The 25,259-nt window shown below is 35.3% G+C and carries 29 protein-coding genes and 2 pseudogenes; 23 read left to right on the forward strand and 8 right to left on the reverse strand.

The window, feature by feature from the left end; genetic code table 11:
* The first annotated feature begins 24 nt into the window (after positions 1–24).
* Positions 25–519, forward strand: coding sequence for an HIT family protein (locus MOK21_RS03145; RefSeq protein WP_249072520.1), 495 nt, complete (start codon positions 25–27; stop codon positions 517–519).
* A 48-nt stretch (positions 520–567) separates the two neighbouring features.
* Here MOK21_RS03145 and trhA read toward each other — a convergent pair whose 3' ends face one another.
* Positions 568–1,203 (reverse strand): PAQR family membrane homeostasis protein TrhA, encoded by a 636-nt coding sequence (gene trhA / locus MOK21_RS03150; RefSeq protein ID WP_249072521.1) that lies wholly within the window; start codon positions 1,201–1,203, stop codon positions 568–570.
* A gap of 274 nt (positions 1,204–1,477) precedes the next feature.
* On the opposite strand from trhA, the gene MOK21_RS03155 reads away from it, so the two are divergent.
* From MOK21_RS03155 to deoD, 7 genes are all read left to right on the forward strand, one after another.
* Positions 1,478–2,320 (forward strand): DegV family protein, encoded by an 843-nt coding sequence (locus MOK21_RS03155; protein WP_249072522.1) that lies wholly within the window; start codon positions 1,478–1,480, stop codon positions 2,318–2,320.
* Between the two features lie 163 nt (positions 2,321–2,483).
* Positions 2,484–3,416: a GDSL-type esterase/lipase family protein gene (locus MOK21_RS03160; RefSeq protein ID WP_249072523.1), complete on the forward strand. Its 933-nt coding sequence runs from the start codon at positions 2,484–2,486 to the stop codon at positions 3,414–3,416.
* Between the two features lie 4 nt (positions 3,417–3,420).
* Positions 3,421–3,996, forward strand: coding sequence for a YpmS family protein (locus MOK21_RS03165; RefSeq protein WP_249072524.1), 576 nt, complete (start codon positions 3,421–3,423; stop codon positions 3,994–3,996).
* A gap of 12 nt (positions 3,997–4,008) precedes the next feature.
* Positions 4,009–4,539, forward strand: a complete 531-nt coding sequence (gene msrA / locus MOK21_RS03170) for a peptide-methionine (S)-S-oxide reductase MsrA (RefSeq protein ID WP_249072525.1) — start codon at positions 4,009–4,011, stop codon at positions 4,537–4,539.
* Positions 4,536–4,964: a peptide-methionine (R)-S-oxide reductase MsrB gene (gene msrB / locus MOK21_RS03175; protein WP_249072526.1), complete on the forward strand. Its 429-nt coding sequence runs from the start codon at positions 4,536–4,538 to the stop codon at positions 4,962–4,964. Before msrA ends, msrB begins: the two co-directional genes overlap by 4 nt.
* A gap of 1,040 nt (positions 4,965–6,004) precedes the next feature.
* Positions 6,005–6,223, forward strand: a complete 219-nt coding sequence (locus MOK21_RS03180; protein WP_249072527.1) for a YozE family protein — start codon at positions 6,005–6,007, stop codon at positions 6,221–6,223.
* A gap of 113 nt (positions 6,224–6,336) precedes the next feature.
* Positions 6,337–7,044, forward strand: coding sequence for a purine-nucleoside phosphorylase (deoD, locus tag MOK21_RS03185; protein ID WP_132357991.1), 708 nt, complete (start codon positions 6,337–6,339; stop codon positions 7,042–7,044).
* A gap of 447 nt (positions 7,045–7,491) precedes the next feature.
* Here the strand turns inward: deoD and MOK21_RS03190 are convergent.
* Positions 7,492–7,656: pseudogene (locus tag MOK21_RS03190) on the reverse strand (NUDIX hydrolase); the annotation flags it as partial.
* Positions 7,657–7,970: 314 nt separating this feature from the next.
* Between MOK21_RS03190 and MOK21_RS03195 the strand changes: the two are divergent.
* From MOK21_RS03195 to MOK21_RS03210, 4 genes are all read left to right on the forward strand, one after another.
* Positions 7,971–8,858: a DMT family transporter gene (locus tag MOK21_RS03195; RefSeq protein WP_249072528.1), complete on the forward strand. Its 888-nt coding sequence runs from the start codon at positions 7,971–7,973 to the stop codon at positions 8,856–8,858.
* Positions 8,859–9,092: 234 nt separating this feature from the next.
* Positions 9,093–9,398: a DUF4131 domain-containing protein gene (locus MOK21_RS03200; RefSeq protein WP_249072529.1), complete on the forward strand. Its 306-nt coding sequence runs from the start codon at positions 9,093–9,095 to the stop codon at positions 9,396–9,398.
* A gap of 201 nt (positions 9,399–9,599) precedes the next feature.
* Positions 9,600–10,247 carry a DUF2306 domain-containing protein gene (locus tag MOK21_RS03205; protein WP_249072530.1) on the forward strand — a complete coding sequence of 216 codons (648 nt, stop codon included), beginning with the start codon at positions 9,600–9,602 and terminating at the stop codon, positions 10,245–10,247.
* A gap of 210 nt (positions 10,248–10,457) precedes the next feature.
* A complete protein-coding gene (locus MOK21_RS03210) occupies positions 10,458–10,700 on the forward strand; it encodes a hypothetical protein (RefSeq protein ID WP_249072531.1) in 243 nt (80 codons plus the stop codon).
* A gap of 274 nt (positions 10,701–10,974) precedes the next feature.
* Here MOK21_RS03210 and MOK21_RS03215 read toward each other — a convergent pair whose 3' ends face one another.
* Positions 10,975–11,121, reverse strand: a complete 147-nt coding sequence (locus MOK21_RS03215; RefSeq protein WP_249072532.1) for a YjcZ family sporulation protein — start codon at positions 11,119–11,121, stop codon at positions 10,975–10,977.
* 468 nt (positions 11,122–11,589) lie between these two features.
* Here MOK21_RS03215 and MOK21_RS03220 point away from each other — a divergent pair, with 468 nt between their 5' ends.
* From MOK21_RS03220 to MOK21_RS03230, 3 genes are all read left to right on the forward strand, one after another.
* On the forward strand, positions 11,590–12,447 hold the full coding sequence (locus MOK21_RS03220; RefSeq protein WP_249072533.1) for a RhaT/GlcU family sugar-proton symporter: 858 nt from the start codon (positions 11,590–11,592) through the stop codon (positions 12,445–12,447).
* A gap of 15 nt (positions 12,448–12,462) precedes the next feature.
* Entirely contained in the window at positions 12,463–13,248 is a 786-nt protein-coding gene (gene gdh, locus MOK21_RS03225) for a glucose 1-dehydrogenase (protein WP_249072534.1), read from the forward strand.
* Positions 13,249–13,664: 416 nt separating this feature from the next.
* A complete protein-coding gene (locus tag MOK21_RS03230) occupies positions 13,665–14,303 on the forward strand; it encodes a class I SAM-dependent methyltransferase (protein WP_249072535.1) in 639 nt (212 codons plus the stop codon).
* Positions 14,304–14,679: 376 nt separating this feature from the next.
* Here the strand turns inward: MOK21_RS03230 and MOK21_RS03235 are convergent, their stop codons facing one another.
* Positions 14,680–14,814 (reverse strand): YjcZ family sporulation protein, encoded by a 135-nt coding sequence (locus MOK21_RS03235; protein ID WP_249072536.1) that lies wholly within the window; start codon positions 14,812–14,814, stop codon positions 14,680–14,682.
* A 669-nt stretch (positions 14,815–15,483) separates the two neighbouring features.
* Between MOK21_RS03235 and MOK21_RS03240 the strand changes: the two genes are divergently transcribed.
* Together MOK21_RS03240 and MOK21_RS03245 are read left to right on the forward strand one after the other, a co-directional pair.
* Complete coding sequence (locus MOK21_RS03240) at positions 15,484–16,020, forward strand: GNAT family N-acetyltransferase (protein WP_249072537.1); 537 nt, start codon at positions 15,484–15,486, stop codon at positions 16,018–16,020.
* Between the two features lie 62 nt (positions 16,021–16,082).
* A complete protein-coding gene (locus MOK21_RS03245) occupies positions 16,083–16,367 on the forward strand; it encodes a hypothetical protein (RefSeq protein ID WP_249072538.1) in 285 nt (94 codons plus the stop codon).
* A 195-nt stretch (positions 16,368–16,562) separates the two neighbouring features.
* On the opposite strand, the gene MOK21_RS03250 is transcribed toward MOK21_RS03245, so the two are convergent.
* Positions 16,563–16,667 carry a YjcZ family sporulation protein gene (locus MOK21_RS03250; protein ID WP_249072539.1) on the reverse strand — a complete coding sequence of 35 codons (105 nt, stop codon included), beginning with the start codon at positions 16,665–16,667 and terminating at the stop codon, positions 16,563–16,565.
* Between the two features lie 213 nt (positions 16,668–16,880).
* Here MOK21_RS03250 and MOK21_RS03255 point away from each other — a divergent pair, with 213 nt between their 5' ends.
* The 3 genes from MOK21_RS03255 (at position 16,881) to MOK21_RS03265 (ending at position 21,391) form a co-directional block, all read left to right on the forward strand.
* Positions 16,881–17,297, forward strand: coding sequence for an NUDIX domain-containing protein (locus MOK21_RS03255; protein WP_249072540.1), 417 nt, complete (start codon positions 16,881–16,883; stop codon positions 17,295–17,297).
* 9 nt (positions 17,298–17,306) lie between these two features.
* Positions 17,307–17,936 (forward strand): HAD family hydrolase, encoded by a 630-nt coding sequence (locus MOK21_RS03260; protein WP_249072541.1) that lies wholly within the window; start codon positions 17,307–17,309, stop codon positions 17,934–17,936.
* 347 nt (positions 17,937–18,283) lie between these two features.
* Positions 18,284–21,391: a hybrid sensor histidine kinase/response regulator gene (locus tag MOK21_RS03265; protein ID WP_249072542.1), complete on the forward strand. Its 3,108-nt coding sequence runs from the start codon at positions 18,284–18,286 to the stop codon at positions 21,389–21,391.
* A gap of 293 nt (positions 21,392–21,684) precedes the next feature.
* Here the strand turns inward: MOK21_RS03265 and MOK21_RS03270 are convergent, their stop codons facing one another.
* Complete coding sequence (locus tag MOK21_RS03270; protein ID WP_249072543.1) at positions 21,685–21,864, reverse strand: hypothetical protein; 180 nt, start codon at positions 21,862–21,864, stop codon at positions 21,685–21,687.
* 134 nt (positions 21,865–21,998) lie between these two features.
* Between MOK21_RS03270 and MOK21_RS03275 the strand changes: the two genes are divergently transcribed.
* Positions 21,999–22,484, forward strand: coding sequence for a hypothetical protein (locus MOK21_RS03275; RefSeq protein WP_249072544.1), 486 nt, complete (start codon positions 21,999–22,001; stop codon positions 22,482–22,484).
* 58 nt (positions 22,485–22,542) lie between these two features.
* Here the strand turns inward: MOK21_RS03275 and MOK21_RS23975 are convergent.
* Together MOK21_RS23975 and MOK21_RS03280 are read right to left on the reverse strand one after the other, a co-directional pair.
* A pseudogene (locus MOK21_RS23975) lies at positions 22,543–22,829 on the reverse strand (Lrp/AsnC family transcriptional regulator).
* Positions 22,830–23,333: 504 nt separating this feature from the next.
* Entirely contained in the window at positions 23,334–23,600 is a 267-nt protein-coding gene (locus MOK21_RS03280) for a hypothetical protein (RefSeq protein ID WP_249072545.1), read from the reverse strand.
* Positions 23,601–23,843: 243 nt separating this feature from the next.
* Here MOK21_RS03280 and MOK21_RS03285 point away from each other — a divergent pair, with 243 nt between their 5' ends.
* A complete protein-coding gene (locus MOK21_RS03285; protein ID WP_249072558.1) occupies positions 23,844–24,011 on the forward strand; it encodes a hypothetical protein in 168 nt (55 codons plus the stop codon).
* A gap of 547 nt (positions 24,012–24,558) precedes the next feature.
* The coding region (locus MOK21_RS03290) for an alpha-helical endospore appendage domain-containing protein (protein WP_483869388.1) at positions 24,559–25,259 on the forward strand (701 nt) is incomplete at its 3' end.

Consider the following 25,259-nt stretch of genomic DNA (forward strand, 5'->3'; position numbering starts at 1 on the left):
ATTAATCAAAAAAGGGGAACATCTGTGAGAAAAATAACCTTATCAAACGGAGAAACGGTTGAAGTTGAATGTTTAAGCTGTGCAATAACAAGTGGACGCATTGAAGCGGATGGAGGAGTAATCATTGAGACTGATTATTTTCATGCCCATCAAGATGTTGCTTATCCGATAAAAGGATTAATTATTTTGGCTTCTAAGCGCCATATTACATGTTTTGATGAGCTAAACGCTGAGGAAAAAATGGATTATATAAACCTTATATCAAAAATCAGAAAGGCTCAAAGGAACGTTTTGGGGATAGAGTATGTTTATTATTTTTATAATGAAGATACGACCCATCATTTTCATACTTGGATGGTGCCACGCTATGAATGGATGTACGAATTTGGACGTTCAGTAGAATCGATTAGACCCGTTCTCCTTCATGCAAGGAATAACATGAATAATGAAGAAAATAAGCAAAAAATGATGTGGGCAATAAAGGCATTAGCGGAGGAATTAAAAGGTAACACCCTGTAACAAAAAAATCGCTCCTATGCATGTGTAGGGCGATTTTTTGTTGAGTTTTTATAAGTAAAAATAAACACAAGCATACATCGCACCGCATCCAGCTAACACAAATAGATGCCAAATCGTATGATTGTAGGGAAGTGAACGCCAAGCGTAAAAGATAGCTCCAATCGTATAGAAAAGGCCACCTGCTAACAGTAAGGCGAAACCGTTAAAACCTAAGAACAGATAGACAGGCTTAATGGCAAAAATAATGAGCCAGCCCATACCGATGTAAAAAATTAATGAAAGCTTCTCGAATCGATTAATAAAAAAGCATTTAAAAATAACGCCTAGTATTGCAAGTGACCAAATAATACATAATAAAGTAATACCTAGTGTGCCACCTACCGCTATTAAAAGAAAAGGTGTATACGTTCCTGCAATTAAAATGTAAATGGAAGAATGGTCAAGAATGGCGAAAAAGTTCTTGTATTTTTCTGGCATACTATGTAGCAGCGTTGACATTAAAAATAAGATAATCACTGAGGCACCAAAAATAGTAAACGTTGTAATTTGGAGCGCACTTCCGGTTTGTACAGCTGCTAAAATAAGAACAACTAATGCTGGAATACTTGCGATAAATCCAATGCCGTGTGTAATGGCATTCCACAATTCTTCCTTCCATGTTTTGTAGTCAAAAGAATCTAACATATTGAACACTCCTTTCGTGCATACTTTTACTATACCCCAATAATTTTCATCCTGGTATTTACATTTGTCATGTTTTTAGTATCAAAACTGTCATATAAATGTTGAAATGCCTGAGGGACATTGTTAGACAAGGATTCGACAAAACGCTATAGTATCCAAGGTAGCACGTACAAAATGGACTGATACGTGCGAAATCTGATGACAAATGTCATGTTTACATAATGATTCATTAGTCTATATAATAAATTTTAATGAAGTAAAAGGATGTGTCGAAGTGGGACGAATTCATATAGTAACGGACTCAACTTGTGATTTAACAAAAGAAGAAGTAGCGCAGCATGGTATACATATTGTGCCTTTAACGATTCAAATTGACGATAAAACTTATATAGATGGTGTTGATTTAGAACCACAACCTTTTTTAGGTTTAATGAAAAATGCTAAAAATTTACCAAAAAGCTCACAGCCAGCCCCGGGGAAATTTAAAGAATTATACGACGAGCTAGGTAAAGATGGAGATCGAATTATTTCTATTCATATGACTGGTGGTATGAGTGGAACAGTGGAGTCAGCTCGTCAGGCAGCGCAAATGACGGACTCTGATGTTACGGTAATTGATTCACGTTTCATTGCCATCGGTTTAGCTATTCAAATACGTGAAGCGATTAAAATGCGCGATGCAGGTGCTACAGTTGAAGCAATTGTTGAACGTCTTGAGAAAGTGCGCGAAAATACGTATTTGTATGTGATTGTTGATACACTTGAAAATCTTATTAAAGGTGGACGAATTGGGAAAGGTACAGGTTTTATCGGATCTTTGCTAAACATAAAAGTAATTGCAAACTTAGAAGGTGGCGCTTACAATCCTGTATCTAAAGTACGCAGCCATAAACAAGTGGTGAACTACTTATTTAAACAATTCCAAGCAGACACTGCTGGAAAAACAGTAAAATCAGTTGGGATTTCTCACGCAGAGGGTCTAACAACGATGGGTGGACCATTAAAAGAATTAATTGAAGGAACAGGTTTTAATGATGTAGAAATTGCCTTTACTTCACCAATCATCTCGACACATACTGGCCCAGGCGCAATTGGTTTTATTTATTTTGCAGAATAATATATAAGAGCTACTACATAAATAATTGTAGTGGCTTTTTTCATGTAATTGTTGAAAAGTGCATGTTAAACCATATTTTTACTCAATACTTAGGTATAGTCACTTTTCATTGCAGCATGAACTATTCTATAATAGAAGTAAGTAAATGATGGAAGGTGGTCAAATGAACATTTGGCGAATGATAGTTTTGTCATGTTTGACCGTCTTTGTACTTAGTGGTTGTACAATATCAATAGATGAACCGAATCCGCAAGCAGAACCAGAAGGGGAGCACGCAGGGACGGAGCAAGATATGAAACAGGATGAGCAACAAACAGAAAATGAGGAAAAAACCTCAAAGAATGTATTGACGCAAATTTTTGAACATTTTTTTGAGCCATCACCAGAGGATTTACGGAAAATTGATGATAATAACGCAAAGCAACTACATTACTTAGCACTCGGAGATTCTTTAACAGCCGGTGTAGGTGATGAGTATAGTAAAGACGGTTATGTTGGAAGATTAGCAGATTCGTTAATAGCTTGGCCCTCGATTTCCGATGTTGAAGTCGATAATCGAGGAAAAAGAGGAAGACGTAGTGATCAGCTATTAAAATTAGTGGAAAAAGGGCATTATGATGAAGAGTTGCAAAAAGCACAGCTCATTTCAATTACAATGGGTGGAAATGATGTCATGAAGATTGTCAAACACGATCTGTTTAATTTGAAAAAGGATGCTTTTGATAAAGAATTAAAAGCATATAAAAAGCGTTATAGTAAAATTATTGAAGGCATACGAGAGAAAAATCCAACAGTGCCATTATTACTTATCGGTTTTTATAATCCATTCTCAATTGTGACAAATGAAGCGAATGAATTTGATACGATTATTACGGAATGGAATAAAGTCATTGAAGACATAGCAAAAAAAGATCAAAATGCGTGCTATGTCTCAGTGGAGGACCTGTTTGATTCAAATAAAGAGCTCGTTTATCATACTGATTTCTTCCATCCAAATGCAAAAGGTTATGAAAAAATGAATTATCGAATTTTAAAAGCAATGGAGAAGTGTAACATGGAACAAAAGATCAACAAGGAAATAGGCTTCGAGGAGTGACGAAATGAATAAATGGAAATTTGCTTTTTTTGCCTTTGCGGGCACAGTGCTTTTTGCAATCCTCCTCGTCGTCTTTTTAGTAACTAGACCAATAGAAGGTGTAAATGTAGCGGAGAGTTCAAAAGGTGAAAGTGAAGTAAAAGGAAATGTACTCGTTGTGCAAACAACAACGAAGGAATTAGAATCTATAACGAAGAAATATTTGAAAGATGCCGGATCACCCTTACCGTTGGATTTTACAATTGGTGATGATATTCAATTAAAAAGCACATTAAAGGTTTTCTATACTGAAATTGATATTTCTATGAACTTCGATCCGATAGTGGATGACAAAGGGAATATTATTTTAAAACAGACGGGAATGAATGTTGGACTGTTAAATATTCCGCCTGAGACAACTATGAAAATTATGCGGGACACAGTGGATTTCCCATCTTGGATTTCAGTAAATCCAAGTAAGGCGGAAATTTATATTGACTTATCCCGCATTAACATTGCTTCAGGATCCCGGATTAAAGCAAAAGAATTAGACTTGCCTAAGGATAAGATTTTACTGGAAGTTATTGTTCCTGGAGAATAAGGAGTGGGATGAATGGCAAAGCAATTTGCAACATTTGCAGGTGGTTGTTTTTGGTGTATGGTGAAGCCTTTTGACGAAACACCTGGCATTGAATCAGTAATTTCTGGTTATACGGGTGGACATGTTGTCAATCCAACATATGAACAAGTTTGTTCGGAAACAACAGGGCATGTTGAAGCGGTTCAAATTGTGTATGACGACGAGTACTATTCTTATGAGCAATTACTCGCGGTATATTGGACATTAATTGATCCAACAGACACTGGAGGACAATTTTATGATCGTGGCGAGTCCTACACAACCGCAATTTTTTACCACAATGAGGAGCAACGTGGTTTGGCTGAGCGTTCCAAAGCAGATTTACAAGCATCAGGTAAATTTGATAAACCTATCGCGGTGAAAATTGTACCGGCAAGTTTGTTTTACCCAGCAGAAACGTATCACCAATATTATTATAAGAAAAATCCAATGCACTACGAGCGCTATGCTATAGGATCTGGTCGCAAAGCGTTTCAGGAGAAACACTGGGGGGCTGAAAAATGAATAAAGAACAACGTTTAAAAGAGTTAACGGACATGCAATATTACGTGACACAGGAAAATGGCACAGAGCCACCGTTCCGTAATGAATTTGATAAGCACTTTGAAGAGGGTATTTATGTAGATATCGTGTCAGGGAAGCCGTTATTTAGCTCACTCGATAAATTCGATTCCGGCTGTGGCTGGCCAGCGTTCGCAAAGCCGATTGAAAAGGAAGAAGTAACAGAGCATTTCGATACTTCTCACGGAATGCGCCGCGTAGAGGTTCGAAGCAACGAAGCTGATTCCCATCTAGGACATGTCTTTCCTGATGGACCACGTGAACTTGGAGGCTTACGCTATTGTATTAACTCCGCTGCCCTTCGCTTTGTACCGAAAGAGGATTTAGAAAAAGAAGGCTATGAAAAATATCTTTCATTATTTAAATAATAAAAACTCCTAGCAGAATGTACCTTGCTAGGAGTTTTTGTATGGTATGGTATAAAATACCAAAAACATCATCGCTTGAGGACGTTTTTCTTACTAATATGATAAAATCGTAACGCTCATATTTTTATTTACTTTATTTTTCTCTTTTCGACTGAATATATTTTTGTGTATGAAGTCCGGCGACAAATGCACTATAAACTGTTATAAAATAATAAAGATTTACCCTTAGTTTGCTAATCTGCAAATCAGGATTATTTATATTCAGGTAAGTATAGATCGTAAAAAGAATTGAAGCAATTGATAACAAAATAAATTGCATTTTTAACGATTTAAACATGTAATCCACCTCATTAAGAAAACTTAAATCACCAAAGTATAGGAGTAATGATTCGGTTTAAAGTATTTATTTAAACAAAGTGACGGGAAGGTCCAACGAAGCTACAGATAAAAAATTAGGCATACTCTTACAATGGCTTTATCTCAACATGCCAAAAAACTTCCTTTAAATTTTTCCTTTTACCCGGCATTCCAAATTTATAGTTTGAACTAATCCATTTTTTCTCGCTCTGAAAATCTCGAGGGCGAATTTCTTCTTAAGGGATATACACCATTAATTTTTTAAAGTAATGATTTAAATTAATGTACATTGTCCTCTCCTTTAGATATTATGATCTCCAGTGATGAATTATAATAAAATACTAGAATAAGATTACGTAAACTATGGATTGTTCAGCATAATGCCATTCACATGGACAAAATCATTTGCTTCAGCATTACTATATTCAAATGTTAATGCAATTCTCCATACCATAGTTGAGATAATGGTGGTCGTCGTTTCTTAAGTATACATAAAAATTGATTTGTTTCATTTCTTAGATAAAAATTTCATAGTAATCTTTTGTGATAAAGGACCAAGCATCGTTTGAAAATTGTTCCTCGGTTTAAAGTAGACGGGAATAATTAATAGATAAATTTTATGACGGTGAAGTTATTTTTTGATAAACTAGCGGAAAGCAGAAAGTAAAGAGGGGATTTCTAGTATGAAAAAGAGCTTTTATTTGTATGTACTATCATTTAGAGGTGGGGATTGGTCAGATCCAAAGGTACGGTTTGCGGAGGAAATGTTCAATGAGCATAATTTTCCGAAGCAGAGCTCAGACTTTGATGAGCTTTCTTCCTATATTGAATCATATGCCACAGATAACTTAAAAACGGAAGTATTTGATGAGTTGTGGGCATTATATGTAGATCATGCATGATATAAGTTTAAACAATATAATTTATTTCGAGTTGCTAGACGTCTAGCATTGCGAAAAGATGAGAAACAAAGTATTATTTATAGTGATAACTGACAGAAAAGAGGGATTGCAGTATGAGTATTCATATTAATGCAAAAAAAGGCGAAATCGCTGATACAATTTTACTTCCAGGAGATCCATTACGTGCTAAGTACATCGCTGAAACGTTTTTAGAAGATGTTACTTGCTATAACGAAGTTCGTAATATGTTTGGTTATACAGGTACGTATAAAGGTAAACGTATTTCTGTACAAGGTACTGGTATGGGTGTACCTTCAATCTCGATTTACGCTACAGAATTAATGCAAGAATATGATGTACAAAAATTAATCCGCGTGGGTACTTGTGGTGCAATTCAAAAAGATGTAAAAGTTCGTGACGTAATTTTAGCGCAAGCAGCAACATCTGATACACGTATGAACCAAATCATTTGGGGCAGCGCTATCGACTTCGCGCCAATCTCTGACTTTGATTTATTATTAAAAGCATACAATGCAGGTAAAGAAGCTGGTTTAAACTTACAAGTGGGTAATATCTTCACAGCAGATATGTTCTATTCTGATGAGCACCAAAATGAAAAACTAGCTCAATACGGCGTACTTGCTGTAGAAATGGAATCAGCAGCACTTTACACATTAGCAGCAAAACACGGCCGTAAAGCACTTTCTATCCTAACAGTAAGTGACCACATTCTAACTGGTGAAGTAACATCAGCAGAAGAACGCCAAACTACATTTAACGACATGATCGTTGTTGCACTTGAAGCGGCTATCCAAGAGTAGTCTAATCAAGAGTATATAGTTTGGAATAAAGTTCAAAGGGACTAACCCTTAAATTCTTATATTAATTGCCTATTAGGTGACTGAGTACCTCAGAGCCTAATGGGCATTTTTATTTACTAAAAATCATCGAAAAGGAAACTTGATGGAGCTTTTTGGTCTTCTGATATGTATGAAGCGAATATGTGACGTAAGCCGTGAACCTATATCAGCCCTTTGTCTACCCATGCGGTCAAGGTTGTTAGGTATCATTTAATCCTTGTCTATTATGATACTGTAGGAAATATTGAGTCTAGAAGTAACCCAAGCCTCAAAAATTTCATCTATTTTCTTTTTAATTTCTTCAGTGTGCATATTCTCATCAATACCTAATTCTTCAAAAGTAAAAATTTCTTGTATTCTATCTTCATATTTAGTATTAACCGCAAAAGTGACAGTTTTACTCATAAGAGTATCTCCTAGTTCCATTCCACCGCCTGGAAGCCCCCAATCATCTGTATCTGAACGTAATTGCAATAGTATTTCATTTTTTTCATTTAAAACAATGATCGCTGAGCCTGGTGCAATAATAGGACTTGTTCCAACATATCGGCGTAAAGATTTTATATAATTCATATTTCCTCCTTTATGTAGCCATATTTCTGTTCTTTTAAATGGAAAATTTTATCTTTAAAGAATCATAACATAGTTGAGTAGATTTTAGTTACAAGCAATGGTAATAAGCTACTAAAAGCATGTAACGAGCCTGCTAGCGTTGATAGGGGAGTAAAGGAATTAAGTCTGAAAGAACGTAACCATCATTAGAAAACCTTTTTACAAACGTAATATGCGATGATACTATATATTAGGCGATAATTTCAAACGGAGAGAATCCTTTCCTAGTTTAGAAGTTTCGTTAATTTAGAACGACAGAAGGTATAGTAAATATCGTGACAAATCTAATGTATGTATTTTGTTTAATCGTATGGGGACTTAATTTTATTGCAGTGAAAATTCAAGGGACGCCAGTAAGCTTAGAATTATCCTTGACCTATCGACTAGTTATTACTGCATTTTTATTTATTGCACTAGTATTGTTTCTTAAGCCAAAAGGGATGCCTACACGTAAAGATATACCTTTCATCATTGTGTTTGGTGTCTGTAACTTTGCTTTAAGTTACTTATGCTTATACTACGCAACAATATTAAGCTCAGCAGCAATTGTTACATTAATCTTTTCATTAAAAGTGATCCTGACGCCGCTAGCACTTCGTATTTTCTTAAAAGAGCAACTACATCCTCGTGTTTTGTTTGGAGGAGTGTTAGGAGTGTTTGGAGTTTGTGTTCTCATTTATCCTTCTTTAAGTAGTTTTTCTAGCTTAGCTGTTGTAAAAGGCATTATGATTGCTCTTTTAGGTACAGTTCTAACAGCTATTGGTGATGTTAGTTCTGCAAGAAACGCCAACGTAAAGATTGACCCTATTTATTCGAATGCTATTGGTTTTACTGTGGGAAGTATTTTAATGGCAATCATTGTCTTGTTACAAGGGCAAAACGTCATTATTCCTACATCAATAACATACATATCAGCTTTATTGTACTTAACATTGATTGCATCTTTCCTAGCGTGGCTATTTTATTTAAAGCTTGTTGAACGAATAGGTGCCGCAAGAAGCGGGTACATGGTAGCTTTGTTCCCAGTAATTGGAGGGGTAGCTTCTGTTCTAATTGGAGAATCACCGCTTTCAATCTATTTGATCATAGGATGTCTATCTAGCTGTATAGGTGCAGCTATAGCTTTAGGATTTAGAATACCGCGCAGAATTACACAAACTTAAATTTATTACAGTATGCCACTCAGTTTAAATTGGGTGGTTTTTTGTATATGGAATTTCATTATCTGTGAGGACAAAGTTCGGGGTTAACCTCTAGTGCCGCGACAGCTAAAGATTAACAAAACTCAGGCTTTTTCTAGGAAAAAACATGGGATTTGAATAGTGAATGGAAATATCCTCCTGTAATAAGATATTATTAATCTAAAAGACACTTCTAAGATTTAGGGGGATAACATTTTGAAAAAGGCATTTATTTTGCTATTTATAGTTCTTATATGCTGTAGTTTATTGTATATGTGTAAAAGTGAAGTTAAAGCAACTTTTGTTGGGGTGATTGAAGAGGTGATAGACGATCGAGGGGCTTTTGTGTATGTAACTGAAGCTGAAAATGATGCGATTTCTGGAATTGTTTATGTAAATATAGCGAAAAATCCAGAAGAAACATTTAAGGTTGGTGATAAGGTAAAGGTTGGCTATGATGGAACAGTCCAACCTACAGCGCCAATGACAGTTACTACACTTACTGTTGAATTAGTTGAGTAAAGCTATGTTACTTTGGGTGAATACATTTCATTTAAAAGATAATACCTCTTACACACTGATTTTTACCACTTATTTGGTGAAAGGGGGAGGTGTTGAAAATAAATGTTACAGTATGAACAGGAAAGAAAAACTTTTCGTAAATTAAACATGTTAAAAGAAGGGGAATTGTAAAAATCAAATAAAATTTTAGGAGATAGAATGATGCATAAAAAAACTTGGCTTGTATTTATTTGTTTAGCGATTTTAATAGCGGGATATTCCGTAGTTCAATACTTTTTTATGGATGCACATCAAGCAGGGTTTGTTAAATTGAAGCTTATGTTAGATTCAACATTGAGTTCGTTTTGGTACATAATGCTATATGCGCATATCGTATTTGGAATAGTAGCTTTAGTAATTGGTCCCTTTACACTGTTTTCAAGGTTTAGGGAAAAAAATATAAATCGTCATCGGATGATGGGGAAAATTTATATGCTAGGTATTTTTTTAGGTAGTGTTTCAGGGCTTTATTTAGCCTATTACGCCACAGGGGGATTGGTGTCTCAGTTGGGGTTTGGTTTCTTAGCTCTATTATGGATGATAACAGCAATCCAAGCTCTTGCTAACATTAAACATAAAAAAATTCGTGATCATCAAAAGTGGATGATCAGAAATTATTCTTTAACTTTTGCAGCTGTAACTTTAAGAATTTGGCTACCTTTGTTTACAGTCCTATTTGGATTTGAACGTTTTAATCTTAGTTACGCTATAATTGCTTGGTTATGTTGGGTACCCAATTTATTCGTTGCAGAATGGATTATTCAACGTAAAATCAATACGATGCAGGAAAATGTGAAGATACAACTATAAATAGTAGACTACTCTAATATGAGTAGTTTTTTTACGCATAAAAGTGGACAGCGCTTAAGGGGAAGTACATAGAAAAATTAGTTGGAGTGGTAATTGTTCTTTTGTTTGTAGGTGTAAAGAGGAGGAGATTCAACTAGCCTATAGGCATTTGCGTAGACTGTTAACCCTTAAATAGCATAACCTATATCGAAATCGAAAGGAGGAAAAATTATGCGATACGATTACGGGCATGATACTTTTGGAGGACAACATGGGGGAAGGCATCCATATTATCCGGTTTCTCCAACACATTATTATCCGACTCATACAACACATCCAATCCATCACTACCCGACCCATCCTTATTACCCAATGCATTACTACCCAACCCATACAACATATCCAACACATCATCGCCATCCGCACCACCACCATCACCACCATCAGCACAATCCGAACCCACGCTATTACTAATATAAAAAATACATGAACAATTTCTTTATAAGAGTCAATGAAGTGCTTTCCGTTATGCTAATGTGATGACTGTTCATGAATGTTTTAAGAAATGATTCTATTAAAGGGTATTATTTATTCATAATGAAGCTAATGCCGACAATATTTAAGTGGATACTTGTTGTATTAATAATTTCCATCAAAGTTGGGGAATATAGAGAGGCTTGGGAGTAAAAAAAGGTCACTCTGTATAAGTGACCTTGAATGAATTGAAAAGCTTTAAAAACTTAGGACTTTAATAGCTTATGAAAGTAGCGCCGACAATTATTAAAAGAATGAACAGAACAACAATTAGAACAAATGCTGAACCGTTATTGCCACCTCCATAGCTATAACCTCCGTAGCAACAATTGTTGTTATAATTGCCACTGAACCATCCCATGAAGCATTCCTCCTTTCTATCCCTATAATATGTATCATTTTAGAAAGTTGAGGAGGTATTTATCCAACAAAAAAGAACCTTGCTATTAGAAATTTTAGGAAATCATTGAAATGAATAAAGGGCCACTGTCTGAAAGTGACCCTCAGTAACAATTCAAGGCGGTGTAAGCTAAAATTTAGCTTATTATATTATTATGATGATAACTACTTTTTGTATAGTGGATAGCCTTACGAAAACATTTTTATAAAATCCACCATGCAAACAGGGGATTTTTTATGACCAAGAAGCTTAATTGCCGTCTTGGTCTATTTTGTGTGACAAAAGTGAGAGTTTTACATAACAAATTAAACCACTTAAAAGATGTTCTAATTTACAGTATAAAAAATTCCTCTTCGCGCATCATAGAAGAATATTATAGATGTTTTGTTAAATCAAATAAAGCAATTAGAGAGGTGAATAATTTAAAGAATGGACATTATCTTAGCAATATTACCAGCTCTCTTTTGGGGAAGTATTGTATTATTTAACGTCAAGCTAGGTGGCGGACCTTATAGTCAAGTACTTGGGACGACGTTTGGTGCACTTATTTTCTCTATAGGTATTTACTTTTTTGTAAAGCCTGAGTTATCTCTTATAGTGTTTGGTGTCGGCATTGTATCAGGACTCTTTTGGGCTTTAGGACAAGTAAACCAATTGAAAAGTATTGATTTAATTGGTGTTTCTAAAACAATGCCTATTTCAACAGGGCTACAATTAGTATCAACCACTTTATTTGGTGTAATTGTGTTCCATGAATGGTCGACAACCATGTCGGTTATATTAGGAGTTCTTGCACTTATAAGTATTATTGTTGGTATCGTTCTTACATCTCTTCCAAATCCAGAAGAGAAAAAAGAAGAACACGGTAGCAATTTGAAAAAAGGAATTTTAATTTTACTTGTTTCAACTTTCGGATATTTAGTATATGTGGTCATAATACGCTTATTTAATGTAAGTGGATGGTCTGCTTTATTACCGCAAGCTATCGGGATGGTAATTGGTGGAGTTTTATTAACATTTAAACATAAACCATTTAACAAATATGCTTTTCGTAATATAATCCCAGGTTTAATCTGGGCAGCCGGAAATATGTTTTTATTTATCTCTCAGCCACGTGTAGGAGTCGCAACAAGTTTTTCTCTTTCCCAAATGGGGATTGTTATTGCTACACTAGGCGGAATTTTTATATTAGGTGAGAAAAAAACAAAGCGGCAACTTATCGCCATTATTATAGGGATTGTTTTTATAGTCGCTGCTGGAATTATGTTAGGAATAGCAAAAAGATAAAAGGGAGGGCCTTGTATGTATCCAGATTTAGAAGGAAAAGTTGTTGTGATTACAGGTGCTGCAACGGGACTAGGTAAAGCAATGGGCATTCGCTTTGCAGCAGAAAAAGCGAAAGTAGTTATTAACTACCGTTCAAATGAAGCGGATGTAAATGCTATCGTTGAAGAGGTTAAAAAAGCCGGTGGAGAGGCCATTGCTGTAAAAGGTGATGTTACAGTTGAAGCGGATGTCATAAATCTTGTTCAAACCGCTATAAAAGAGTTTGGAACCCTCGATGTAATGATTAATAATGCGGGTATAGAAAATCCGGTAGCATCCCATGAAATGCCGTTAAGCGACTGGAATAGAGTCATCAATACAAATTTAACGGGTGCATTTTTAGGAAGTCGAGAAGCGATTAAATACTTCGTGGAGAACGATATTAAAGGTACTGTTATTAATATGTCCAGTGTTCATGAGAAAATTCCTTGGCCATTATTCGTGCATTACGCCGCTAGTAAAGGCGGCATTAAATTGATGACTGAAACGTTAGCGTTAGAATATGCTCCAAAGGGAATTCGTGTCAATAACATCGGACCTGGAGCGATCAATACACCTATAAATGCAGAAAAATTTGCAGATCCAGCAAAACGTGCAGATGTGGAAAGCATGGTTCCGATGGGATATATCGGAAAGCCAGAAGAAATTGCTGCAGTCGCAGTTTGGCTTGCTTCCTCACAGGCAAGTTATGTAACTGGCATTACGCTATTTGCGGATGGCGGGATGACATTATATCCTGAATTCCAAGCTGGTCGTGGATAAAAAAACAGACTAAAAAAGGTATCAAGGGTTTCTTGATGCCTTTTTTATTTACCAAGAAGCGACTTGATTGAGTTTGAAATTAAAGTAATAAATTTTTAATTTTTCTTGTGATTAGTACCAGGTACTGGAACTAGATGATGAAAATTGATGTATTTTTAGTGGGGATACTTTATTAATCTATGGGTTTGGTGGTGGCCTAACACATGCTGGGCTTATCATGAAGTGGTGTCCTGAAAAAGTTTAATCCTACAATGGAGGAGTTTTCAAGAAATAAAGAAAAGTCTCGTACTCATTGTAATCGGTTTTTTAACTCATCGTCAAAGGTTTATTGAATAGGTGATTTTTTTACAAAAGGAAAATGATTGGATGTATTATAGGATTTAGAGGAATAACTATTGTAGTAGGAGTGAAGACGTTTGAATAATTCTTGGAATAAATTTATCTATAAGATTGGTTCTCCGATTTACGATAAGTTCTTTAATTCAGGGAAATTTTTAAATGCTCGAAAACAAATATTTCAATCCATACCATTCAATAATCAACAAAAGATCCTGTTTGTCGGTGTAGGAACAGGAGCTGATTTAGAGCTAATAAATCACGCTAACCTAAATATAACGGCAATTGATTATTCACCTGATATGCTCGGAATAGCAAAAAAGAAGTTCGAAAATTCAACAATAACATTCTTAGAAATGGATGCTCAAAATCTTGAATTTGAAAATGAATCGTTTGACTATATCATAGCTAGTTTAATCCTTTCGGTAGTACCTGATGCAACTAAATGTTTTCAAGAGATGACAAGGGTTTTAAAACAAGAAGGGAAAATAATTGTTTTTGATAAATTTGTCCCTAAATACAAAAAACTGTCCATGCCCAAAATGCTACTAAGACCCATTATAAGCATATTAGGAACTGACATTGGCCGAAGCTTTGAAGAAATATCACCTGAAAATATAGTAGTAAAAGAAGATAGTCCAATCATGCTAAAAGGGATGTATAGGAAAATAATAATTGAAAAGATAAAAGAAGTGTACAAAACGCCTAATTCAATGTAACAAGTTTAACATTTGCAAACTATTAAGGTCCCATCAGGGTCTTTGAAATGAAACAGTTGATAAAATCCAACTATCCAACACAATTCTGGTTCCATTCATAGACACTATATAAATGACCCAAAAATATCTCACCATTTGCTGGTACCCTAAGATATCACTATACCAATTATGTGATTTTTCAATATTTAAAAAAAGACAATCATGATTTTGGTTTAAAAGAAAAGGCATTGAAAAAGGACTTCCGTTCATACACGCAAGCCCTAGAATAGAGCCAAACAATAGTTCGTTAGCCCATTCATAATTTTAAGAAGCCTTTAAAAATGTTTAAGTAGTATCCAACACACTTTATTTTGAGTATTAGTGATAATTGGTAACACTACGCACTGGTCCATACTAAAGTTCTTAATAAATAAAACAAGCCAAGACCAGCAATAATCAATAGAATGAATAAAACAATAGCAAAGGCAAAATTTGAACCTGGTGAATTTACTCCATAAGATGGATAACTCAAAACAATCCCCTCCTTATAAAAATTTATAGCAGGATTATTTGAAGAAAAGAAATATACAGCTTTGGGCACTGGGAAAGAAGGGACTAATGGCAACTTTCTGCTGTTATTTTAAAATATTGGTTCCCATAAAACGGCGTCCATTTCTACATAGTTTGTCTTTTAGATTATTTTGAAATTATGACTTACGCTTGAATGGGATTACCCACTTCCTCTAGGCCCATATAAGCAAGCGCCACAATTAAGGGCTGATAAGCTACAGCGGCGATCTGCATTATTGCTGAAATAGAGAATACGGTGCAATCAAATAGGGACAATGCTGTGCGATTAAAATTACAGCTACAAACAAATGATACTTCCTTTTTTTCTTTATACTATGTTGTAAAGAGTAATAAACTCAGGGCCAATTACCTTATGTATGGTGGGATGAATGCCGAAGTATAATAAATTATTTCAGCGCTACGAGTTGAAGATAGCATTATAAGAAACTGATTTGTGAGAGACCATTTCATAATTCATCTAGTAAGAGCTATTAAGTGTAGGATTGTCCACGGCAAGTTATTATTTTTACAGAATTTGTTGGAAAAACATAGTAATAAAAAATTAGTTATGCATTTCTCTTTTTATTAGATAGAATTAAATAATACCTTATTTGGAAATGGAGTGGAGTAAATGTTTCCTATTTTAGAAACTGAACGGTTAGTGTTAAGAGAACTTACTGAACTGGACGCCCAAGATGTTTTAAATTGCTTTTCTAATGCTGATGTATTACGCCATTATGGGCAGAATCCATTAACAAGTTTAGAGCAGGTTAAAGAAATCATTCATAATTTTTCAAATAATTATCATGAAAAACGCGGTATTAAATGGGGAATTGCTTTAAAAGAACAAGAAGGAATTATTGGTACGATTGGTTTTCAGGAATGGTCTACTGAGCATAAAAGAGCTGACATCAGCTATGCACTATTTCCTGAGAGCTGGGGGAAAGGGTATGCAAAGGAAGCTGTAAATAGAGTCATATCTTTTGGCTTTCAAGAAATGGGTTTAATGCGTATTGGAGCTATTGTTTTTACTGAAAATGAAGCTTCAAACAAGTTATTAACGAAATTAGGCTTTGAAAAAGAAGGAATATTAAAAAACTATATGCATCAAAACGGTGTTCCGTATGATACGAATATTTTTTCTCTCATAAAAGGTCAAACCTCATAAAATATTATTGGTTGGATCCATCTCTAATAGGGTAATTTAAGAAGGGGAGAAAGGATGACAGGATGAAGTATTTTAAAAAGTATGGATTTGGAGTGTTTACAATTGTCCTAACCGCAATCGGATTTTTACTAATAATAAACGGTGTTGAAAATGGGCTAGATTCAGCAAATGACTATTTAACTATAAAAATGGATGGAAGCATGGGTACAGATAGTTTCCTAGTAATGATGAAAGGATACATTTTATCGAATTTCATAGCTGGCGGAATTATTCTATCGGTTGGACTTTCATGTTTTTGTATGTATCTTTATAAATTTATAAAGGAAATGGATTTAGGGAACGAATGATAGAATCCATTATAACCCGAAGAACTTGTATCGAGTAGCACTATTTTTCCCCTCGAAAGTGAACAGCTTATGTTCAAAGTAAAAAAGGGTCGCCGGAGGAAAGCGACCCTTCGTAATTCATTTAGAAGGTAAGGGATACTTTATTATTACCCTAGGAAAAGTATGAGCAATTGAGATATTGGCGGTGTCATTTTTTTAGTACCTCATGAAAGTAGCGCCAACGATAATCAAAAGAATAAATAATACTACAATTAGGGCAAAAGCGGACCCCGTGCCGTAACCTGTACCTGAACAGCCCATTTTTACATCCCTCCTTTCTATATTCTATAATACGTAAAGCAGTAGAAAGGAGAGAAGGTAATCATCTAACTTAGAGAAATAAAATATTTTACCCTTTATAATAAAAAATAATCTCGAAATTAGAAAGTAATCTTATCTTATAGCTACTCTTACAAATATTTTACTAATAATAGGCTTTGATAAGGGGGAATCAAATAAGTGGAGGACATGTATATGGAAAAACAAAAATTGCCAAAAGTTGGCGTGGGGGCAGTTATCCTAGATGAGGCGAACAAAGTGTTACTTGTTTTACGTAAAAAAGCACCAGAAGCTGGCTGCTGGAGCTTACCTGGTGGCAAGGTGGACTACATGGAAACAATAGAAAATGCGATCATGCGTGAGATTAAGGAAGAGCTTGGTGTGGAAATTGAAATTACACAATTGGTATGTGTGACCAATCATATTATTCAATCAGAAGATGTACATTATGTTGCACCTACTTTCACAGCTCGTATTACGAATGGGGAAGTACAAAATAGAGAGCCCCATGCTTTGGAGGATGTGCAGTGGTTTTCAATAAATGAGATCCCAGAAAACATTACAATGACTACAGAATATGCTCTTAAACAGTTAAAGCTATTGGAGTTTTAGGAGGGAATTATGCAAACTATTTTGTTTGATCTAGATGGAACACTGCATGACAGTGAAAGCTGTTACATTCAAGCATGCTGTGGCAGCCTAGAACTATTTAAAAAAAGAAAACTTACTGAAGAAGAAAAAAGTTATTTGATTGGAAAACCAATTACTAGAATAATTGATGAATGGTTTAATGATCAAAAAGATGAAGTGTTGGCGACCTTTTTTAAACACTATGAAATGTGTAACAATCATGTAAAAAAATATAACGGCATTTATGATGTATTAACGGAATTAAAGAATAGACAGGTGACAATGGGCATTGTATCGTCCAAATATAAAAAATATATTGTCCAAGAATTATTACATACAGAACTCTATCCATTTTTCAATGTGATTGTAGGGCTAGATGATTGTAAAAAGCCTAAGCCCAACCCCGAGCCTTTATTAAAAGCTGTAAATGAATTACAGATTGAACCAAAGGATTGTCTTTATATTGGCGATCAGCCCACTGATATTTTAGCGGCTAATGCGGCTGGTATCATGAGCTTTGGTGCATTATGGGGAGAAGGCACTAAAGATAAATTAGAAGGGGCGTTTCCTACAGCTTTATTACAAAAGCCCGAAGATATATTAGTTATTCATCGAAACTAGCTTACCACAAGGATAATTCGGTTGCTTTCAAGATCTCTTAAACATTCTAATAACGTTTTTTGCCATTTGCAATGACTACAAACAAAGTGCGTTTGACTACTATTTAAAATCACCAAGTTCGGTTGTGGTGATTTTTTTAATGGTTGTAAAAATGTACTTCAATCTAAATAAGTACTTTTTTTGTTAATTATTAGATTACGTAATTGGAAATTTTGGATTTAAATGAAAATTAGATTTAAATGTTACGGTAACTCTGTTAGCATAAAATATCGTAGGAGGTGTGATTTGGCCTAAGGAGCTGTGTTTATATTTGAAAAACACACTATACCTTTTGACAATTATGATGAATGAAAAGAAGAAAAATTGCTCTCATCATTAGCTTGTTTCTTATATTTCTGACAGGCTCACGAATTTTATGGCTAGAGATATTTAATGGTACGGAGCAACCCTATGCTGTTAAAGGGCAAATGGATTTAAGGAATTGGAATTTTAATGATAGTCATGCTATTACACTTGATGGTGAGTGGGAGTTTTATCCTTATAAATGGATGATTAGCGAAGAAAAACAATTAGAATCTAAAAAGGATCATGCTAAATACATACAGGTTCCAGAAGGGTGGAATACTTCCTTTCAAGAAGAAGAGATAACGCCTTATGGCTACGGTTCTTATCGCTTAACATTACTCGTCAATCCGGATGACAAGATAACCTACAGTATTCGAGTTCCGAGTGTTCGAAGCTCCTCAGAAATATATGTAAATGGTAGACAATTAGCTAAATCAGGTGAGATAGGAGAAAATGCAGAAAAAACAGTTGCCAAAAACGTACCGTATACTGTCTCATTTGAAGCTAATGGTCACACCGAGATCGAAATCGTTGTTCAGGCTGCTAACTTTAAAGATCCTCGTAATGGTGGAATTGTGCGCTCCATTAAATTAGGAAAAGAAGATATACTAGCTTGGGAAACTCAATTGTCGATCACTATGCAACAACTGGTGGCGGTGGTTTTTTTAATACACGCGATCTATTCTATCATTTTATTTTTTGTAGGAAACAGGGAAGAAAGAAGATTACTTTACTTTTCTCTCTTATCGTTTAGCACGATGGTTTATTACCTATTAGCGAGCGATGACAAATTATTATCTTATTGGTTTCCGATTAATTATGACTGGGGCTTTAAATTAGTTCATCTTTCAATGGTCGGTATAGGCTTTTCACTGCTTCAATGTATAAAACATTGGCTGCCTCAACATGTAATAAAATATATGCATTGGTTTAGTATTTTCTGTGGTATAGCTTCATTGTTGGCAATCGTCCTACCTACTCGCTATATAGTAACTAATCAAGGCATATATATTATGATTTTTGGGATTTCAGCAGTTATAACGATCCTAACAGTAACGCGAAAATCTATTAAAGAGATAAAAAGTAATATTTTTTTACTTCTTGCCATTTTAGCATTTGTTAATAATCTTATTTGGGATGGCCTCCTTCTCATTTTAGGAATTAAAGTGGTCATGTATCCATTTGATCTTATTATAACAGTGGCTTGTTTGGCTATTTTATGGTTTAAAGGATATGCTAAAGTCTATTCGGATACGAAAGAACTAGCTATTAAGCTACAAAAGAATGATAAGTTAAAGGATGAATTCCTTGCGAATACGTCTCATGAATTGCGAAATCCACTTCATGGGATCCTTAACATTTCGGAAGCTGTTTTGGAAAGAGAAGAACATGTACTCAGTGACAAGAGTGTTAAGGATTTAAAAACAGTACTGTCTGTAGGTAATCGAATGTCACTTATGTTAGATGATTTACTGGATGTTATGAGTTTAAAAGACAATACTCCAAAGTTACAGCTTAAAACTTTTTCAATTCACACTATTGTATCAGGTGTATTAGATATGCTCTACGTGATGAGGGAAGGTAAGCAGATTCAGCTAATGAATCAAATTCCTGAAGATTTTCCCAAAGTAATGGCAGACGAAAATAAAGTTATTCAAATTGTTTTCAATTTACTTCATAATGCAGTGAAATACACGAACGAAGGTGAAGTGAAAATTTCTGGCCATGTGAAAAATGGTATGGCGGAAATTGTGATAGCGGATACAGGTATTGGTATGGATGAGGAAACCATCTTGCGTATTTTTGAACCATATGAGCAAGGTACTCTTAGTAAGGCGATGATTGAAGGTGGATTTGGGCTAGGATTAAGTATTAGTAATCGTTTGGTTGAACTGCATGGGGGAACATTACAGGCAACTTCAGTTGTTGGTCAGGGGTCAGTTTTTACTTTTACCTTACCTATATCTGATAGACAAGAGGTCACAGAAGATTTGGAGTTGCTTTCAAGTACGAAGGTAGAATCTGCGGTCGTTACTTCAACAAATACATGTAATGATACAATTGAAGATCATTCATTTTTTGTAAAACAACGCCCAAGAGTTTTGGTTGTCGATGATGATCCAGTTAATTTAAGAGTGATCGAAACAATCCTTTCAATAGAGAAATACGACATAGTGACGGTTACAAGTGGTAGTAGAGCTCTCGAAATAATAATGTCTCAAGAGTGGGATTTGATCATTTCAGACGTCATGATGCCAACAATGTCTGGTTACGAACTAGTACGAACGGTTCGTCAACAATTTTCAATAACGGAACTTCCTGTGTTACTTCTTACGGCAAGAAGCCAGTCTCAAGACATTAAAAATGGATTTTTAGCCGGTGCCAATGATTATGTCACAAAGCCAGTGGACGCTTTAGAGTTAAGGTCAAGAGTAAAGGCACTAACTGATGTTAAACAGTCAGCACAAGAAAGGCTTCGAATGGAGGCAGCCTGGCTTCAGGCACAAATACAGCCCCATTTTCTGTTCAATACATTAAATGCCATTATCACATTAAGTGAAATAGACATCGAACGTACGAGTAAGCTACTTGAAGCACTGAGTGATTTTTTAAGGGAATCTTTTAAATTCCAAAATATTGATAAGCTTGTTCCAATTGAGGATGAGTTAAATCTTGTTCGATCCTATTTATATATTCATAAAGAACGTTTTGGGGAGCGGATCAATACAACGTGGGATTTGGAAGTTACTACAGATGTCATGATCCCATCACTGACCATCCAACCATTAATTGAAAATGCTCTGAAACATGGTATTTTACCTCGTGAAAATGGCGGTAATATTCATATTCGCATTGTAGATTGCGACACGTACATTGAGATCACTGTGTCAGATGATGGTATTGGAATGGATGAGGTTACAATGGAACATTTACTTGAAAGAAAATCGGAGACTTCAACTGGCATTGGATTGCTAAATACAGATCTTCGTTTAAAACAACATTATGGTAAGGGACTTCAAATTAAAAGTAAACTCAACCAAGGGACATCAATTTCGTTTGTTGTTCTAAAAAGAAAGAAAAATCAAAGTAAATTAGACGTGAATTCATAGTAAAAATATTGAGCTGCACCTCTATTAATAATGGGGGTGCAGTTTTTAAATTAAAGAAAATAAAGTTTGATTAAAATCTTGTTTTTAAATGAAGCATTTTTAAGTTATAAAGTTAACAACAGTCATGAAACATGAGCTTAAGAACGCATATGATTGATCAAATTCCACATGATAAGGACTGATATTAGTAGGCTTCAAAATGTTTTTTAAACGAACAATTTCAGTGATGTAATGTATTCGGAGAGTACACAATAAAGAACAGATAACCTTAATTAGTTATCTGCCTTCTTCAATCACTTTGTAAACGGATCTTCCGATTCATAAAGAAAACTTTTTTCAAGATTTTCTTTTGTTTCTGCATTCACAGTTTTTTCTTTTGCTTCCGCTTGTTCACTAGCTGGAGCTTCATCATGAGAAGAACAAGCACTTAATAGGAATGCTGTCAGTGCTCCGATATAAAATATTTTTTTCATTGCTATAACCTCCATTATTGTTAGTTACAATTTAGATTGTGCAATTACACTTAGAATATAACGGAAATGACAATGATAAATTTTGTAACAAAAAATGATAAATAATCGTTCCACAATAAAAAGGGGAAATAAACGTGAAAAGAATTATAGGTTTCGTTACAATTTGTGGCTTGGTATTAGTAGGTTGCTCTCATAAAGAATCCAACGACCTCATTCTACAAAGTAATAGTTCGAGACTTGTTGGAGAAGCAAAAGAAAATGAATGGCAAGAAAGTGGGTATTTTACATCTGAAAATTTAAGCTTCATTGGTAAACCGCAGTTATTAGGATTTACTCATAGTAACGAAGAAAAAATAGTCGCTAGCAAAACAGGAAAATATGGCTGGCATTTTTGGGGAGAGAGCGTTAAATCAGGAGACTTCCTTCGCATCAAGGGAACTCACCAATTGACAGGTAGAGAAGTGGAATTGGTTTCAAATGCTAAATTACTTGGACCGAACAGTGGCGCAGACAACCATGCTCCAACTAATATGACTTTCCCAAATGGTGGTATGTGGAAGCTGGACGCCTTAATTGATGAGAAGTTATTTAGTAGCGTTTATGTAAAAGTTGAAAATTGAAAGGAATTGAAAAATACCAGGCTATCCATGGAGAGAGCCTGGTATCGCACTATTATTTTTAGTTTGCATGCTGATTTAAATGACTTAAAATTGATCTATACTTCGTTTGACGGGAACCTACATTAAGAAGATAACAACTATCTCCATTAATTATAAAATTATTAACAATAAATTGCTGCTGTGTTTTAATAAATGACAGATAAGTTTCTAGGTACGGACTTTTAGTATAAATATTCATAGATGCATGGACATTGCTATCATGATTTACAGTATCTTATCAAGCCTTGCTACCCTCGATGAAGCCGCTTCCCCAGTCAAATAAACCTTCTCACCCAATTCTTTCATCGTAATACGCGACTCACCACTCGAATATTTCTATTTACTTCGTCAGAATAATGGTGCCTAAACGCTACAATTGTGTCGAAATTCTATTGTCCATTCGAAAAATCGCAATGGCTTCGGCACAAACAGATACTCGCCCTATAACGCTTCAGTATGTACTTCAGAAATGATTTCTCCTGTTATCCGATATCCTCGTAAAGCATCGTAATCTTCTCTGTTGCTATTTCTACTAATTCTAGGTCTAGTTGAGAAATGATAATGTTTTCAAATATTCTCCTTCATCTTATTTCAACAAAAATGAATGATTGAATACCTAAATATTCTTGATTTTATTTTACGAAAATAGTGAGAAAGATGAAATGAAAATTCAATTTCACCCCACCTTTATAAATAACTCTATTTGTTTCTAACGACCCTATTGTCAATATAACAATTTTATTATCATTCTACAAAATGCCCGTTGTTACAGGCATCAAAAAGAGCATCAATTTGATGCTCAGCAACATTTTATTCTTCTTCGTTCGGTTCAGCAAATACAGTGATTGAACGATTTAGTAGATTTACCTTATGTCTCAAATCATATCTATTAGTTTGAATTTCAACTGAACTATCTTCTGTAATTAAGATTAACATTTCGTCGTCATCCCAATCATGAATAGAAAATTTATTGGGATTATCAATGCTGATGTATACAGAACAGTTTTCATGTGTTATTAGAGTCCAGTCATTTGATAAAGCAGTTTTCTTTGTTTTCGATGTTTTGAATATATTCAATATTATCCACCTCAATATATAAGATGTTACTAGTATAGGAATTTATTTAACAAAAGACCATGGTTATATTAAACATCCAAATATTAGATATCCCTTTCTGAGCAATCAGGAAAATATTCAAGGTGGGAACCTATTTGATTACAGCTAAAAGCTACTTTAGTAGTTGCGGAAGTATGGATTTAGGCATGCTCGATACTGGCATTAGAATCGTTTGAAATTGACAAGAAAGCATGCGTAACCCTTATAAATTTTAAACACACTTTAAATGAAACAAATATAACTAAAATTACAGTTTTAGATCAACAGGATGCAGATATTTATATCGGAACTTTCCCTTGTACACGCAATAGCAACATTGCAGACATATATGGTACTCGTACAGGTGATGGTTTATTTTTGCAGTTTTTCTGACATGTAGTTCTTGCACAACCAAGGTTTATGTAATTGAAAATGTTCCACGGATGAAAAAGTTTCAGGTAGTAATGGAGTGTATGGAGAAACCGCCAAATTATTATGTAAAAGTAGAGTGTCCAGTCAATGCAAATATGTGGTTACCTCAGGAAAGGAAAATACTTATCGTAATCGGCACTAAAAAACCTTTTAATAACCTTGAGTATCCTGATACAAACCCCTATAGGCATGAAGGATGTTATTGAGTTGGTACAGAGGTTTATATACCTGATTATGTGTCAGAGCATTTGAATGGCGACGCGTATTATTTTGATTGGCTTCCCTTTAAATCGCTTTTTTAGTTTAATAGGTGTTTTTATTGGTAAAGGTTCAGAACAAATATAATTGTCTAGTCTTGACGCTTTTATAGTCAAAAGCATAATTTTCAAAAATGTAGACTCCCGTTTATACCATTGTCTAGCCGATTTCATACATTATATTGTTTGATACTTCTCTCTTGTTCAAACAAAGAGAATATAGAACAAATAAAATGAAAGGAGACATGTTAGTGTCACAACCGAATTTACCTAATATTACACCGAGTATTACTTTGACTCGTGATGATGCTATTTCCCTATTACTGTCCTCGATTGCACTGGAAGAACTAGGGCTTAGCCATATACTAAATGCAGAAGGCGAAAAGCTTCAATTTGTACTCGGTACACTGCCTGGAGTTACTGCACCAATAGCGACTATCACCGATATTTTAAATGTGAACACAAGTGTACAAAGCACGTTAAAGGCAGTAGCCCAAAATGAATTACTACTGCAAAACAAGTTGGAGAATGTATTGTCTGCCCAAAATATTACAGGACCCCCTGGACCGACTGGACCAACTGGACCAGCTGGAGGGCCAACGGGGCCAACTGGGGCTACAGGAGGTACAGGTGCTACAGGAGCCACAGGAGCAACCGGAGCAACAGGAGCAACAGGAGCTACTGGAGCAACCGGAGCAACAGGAGCAACGGGTGCAACAGGAGCAACAGGAGCAACGGGTGCCACAGGTCCAACCGGAGCAACAGGAGCAACGGGTCCAACAGGTCCAACGGGTGCCACAGGAGCAACGGGAGCAACGGGTCCAACGGGATCAACGGGTGCCACAGGAGCAACGGGTCCAACCGGAGCAACAGGAGCTACTGGAGCAACAGGAGCAACAGGAGCAACCGGAGCAACAGGAGCAACGGGTGCCACAGGAGCAACGGGTCCAAC

The sequence above is a fragment of the Lysinibacillus sp. BPa_S21 genome, assembly GCF_023337795.1.
In the GTDB taxonomy this organism is placed as follows: Bacteria; Bacillota; Bacilli; order Bacillales_A; family Planococcaceae; genus Lysinibacillus.

What these genes read in the sequence shown, in the direction of transcription:
- trhA (WP_249072521.1), bottom strand. Translation starts at nt 1,203, where the DNA reads ATGTTAGATTCTTTTGACTACAAAACATGGAAGGAAGAATTGTGGAAT.
- MOK21_RS03160 (WP_249072523.1), top strand. Translation starts at nt 2,484, where the DNA reads ATGAACATTTGGCGAATGATAGTTTTGTCATGTTTGACCGTCTTTGTA.
- MOK21_RS03165 (WP_249072524.1), top strand. Translation starts at nt 3,421, where the DNA reads ATGAATAAATGGAAATTTGCTTTTTTTGCCTTTGCGGGCACAGTGCTT.
- msrA (WP_249072525.1), top strand. Translation starts at nt 4,009, where the DNA reads ATGGCAAAGCAATTTGCAACATTTGCAGGTGGTTGTTTTTGGTGTATG.
- msrB (WP_249072526.1), top strand. Translation starts at nt 4,536, where the DNA reads ATGAATAAAGAACAACGTTTAAAAGAGTTAACGGACATGCAATATTAC.
- MOK21_RS03180 (WP_249072527.1), top strand. Translation starts at nt 6,005, where the DNA reads ATGAAAAAGAGCTTTTATTTGTATGTACTATCATTTAGAGGTGGGGAT.
- deoD (WP_132357991.1), top strand. Translation starts at nt 6,337, where the DNA reads ATGAGTATTCATATTAATGCAAAAAAAGGCGAAATCGCTGATACAATT.
- MOK21_RS03205 (WP_249072530.1), top strand. Translation starts at nt 9,600, where the DNA reads ATGCATAAAAAAACTTGGCTTGTATTTATTTGTTTAGCGATTTTAATA.
- MOK21_RS03210 (WP_249072531.1), top strand. Translation starts at nt 10,458, where the DNA reads ATGCGATACGATTACGGGCATGATACTTTTGGAGGACAACATGGGGGA.
- MOK21_RS03215 (WP_249072532.1), bottom strand. Translation starts at nt 11,121, where the DNA reads ATGGGATGGTTCAGTGGCAATTATAACAACAATTGTTGCTACGGAGGT.
- MOK21_RS03220 (WP_249072533.1), top strand. Translation starts at nt 11,590, where the DNA reads ATGGACATTATCTTAGCAATATTACCAGCTCTCTTTTGGGGAAGTATT.
- gdh (WP_249072534.1), top strand. Translation starts at nt 12,463, where the DNA reads ATGTATCCAGATTTAGAAGGAAAAGTTGTTGTGATTACAGGTGCTGCA.
- MOK21_RS03240 (WP_249072537.1), top strand. Translation starts at nt 15,484, where the DNA reads ATGTTTCCTATTTTAGAAACTGAACGGTTAGTGTTAAGAGAACTTACT.
- MOK21_RS03245 (WP_249072538.1), top strand. Translation starts at nt 16,083, where the DNA reads ATGAAGTATTTTAAAAAGTATGGATTTGGAGTGTTTACAATTGTCCTA.
- MOK21_RS03250 (WP_249072539.1), bottom strand. Translation starts at nt 16,667, where the DNA reads ATGGGCTGTTCAGGTACAGGTTACGGCACGGGGTCCGCTTTTGCCCTA.
- MOK21_RS03255 (WP_249072540.1), top strand. Translation starts at nt 16,881, where the DNA reads ATGGAAAAACAAAAATTGCCAAAAGTTGGCGTGGGGGCAGTTATCCTA.
- MOK21_RS03260 (WP_249072541.1), top strand. Translation starts at nt 17,307, where the DNA reads ATGCAAACTATTTTGTTTGATCTAGATGGAACACTGCATGACAGTGAA.
- MOK21_RS03265 (WP_249072542.1), top strand. Translation starts at nt 18,284, where the DNA reads ATGAAAAGAAGAAAAATTGCTCTCATCATTAGCTTGTTTCTTATATTT.
- MOK21_RS03270 (WP_249072543.1), bottom strand. Translation starts at nt 21,864, where the DNA reads ATGAAAAAAATATTTTATATCGGAGCACTGACAGCATTCCTATTAAGT.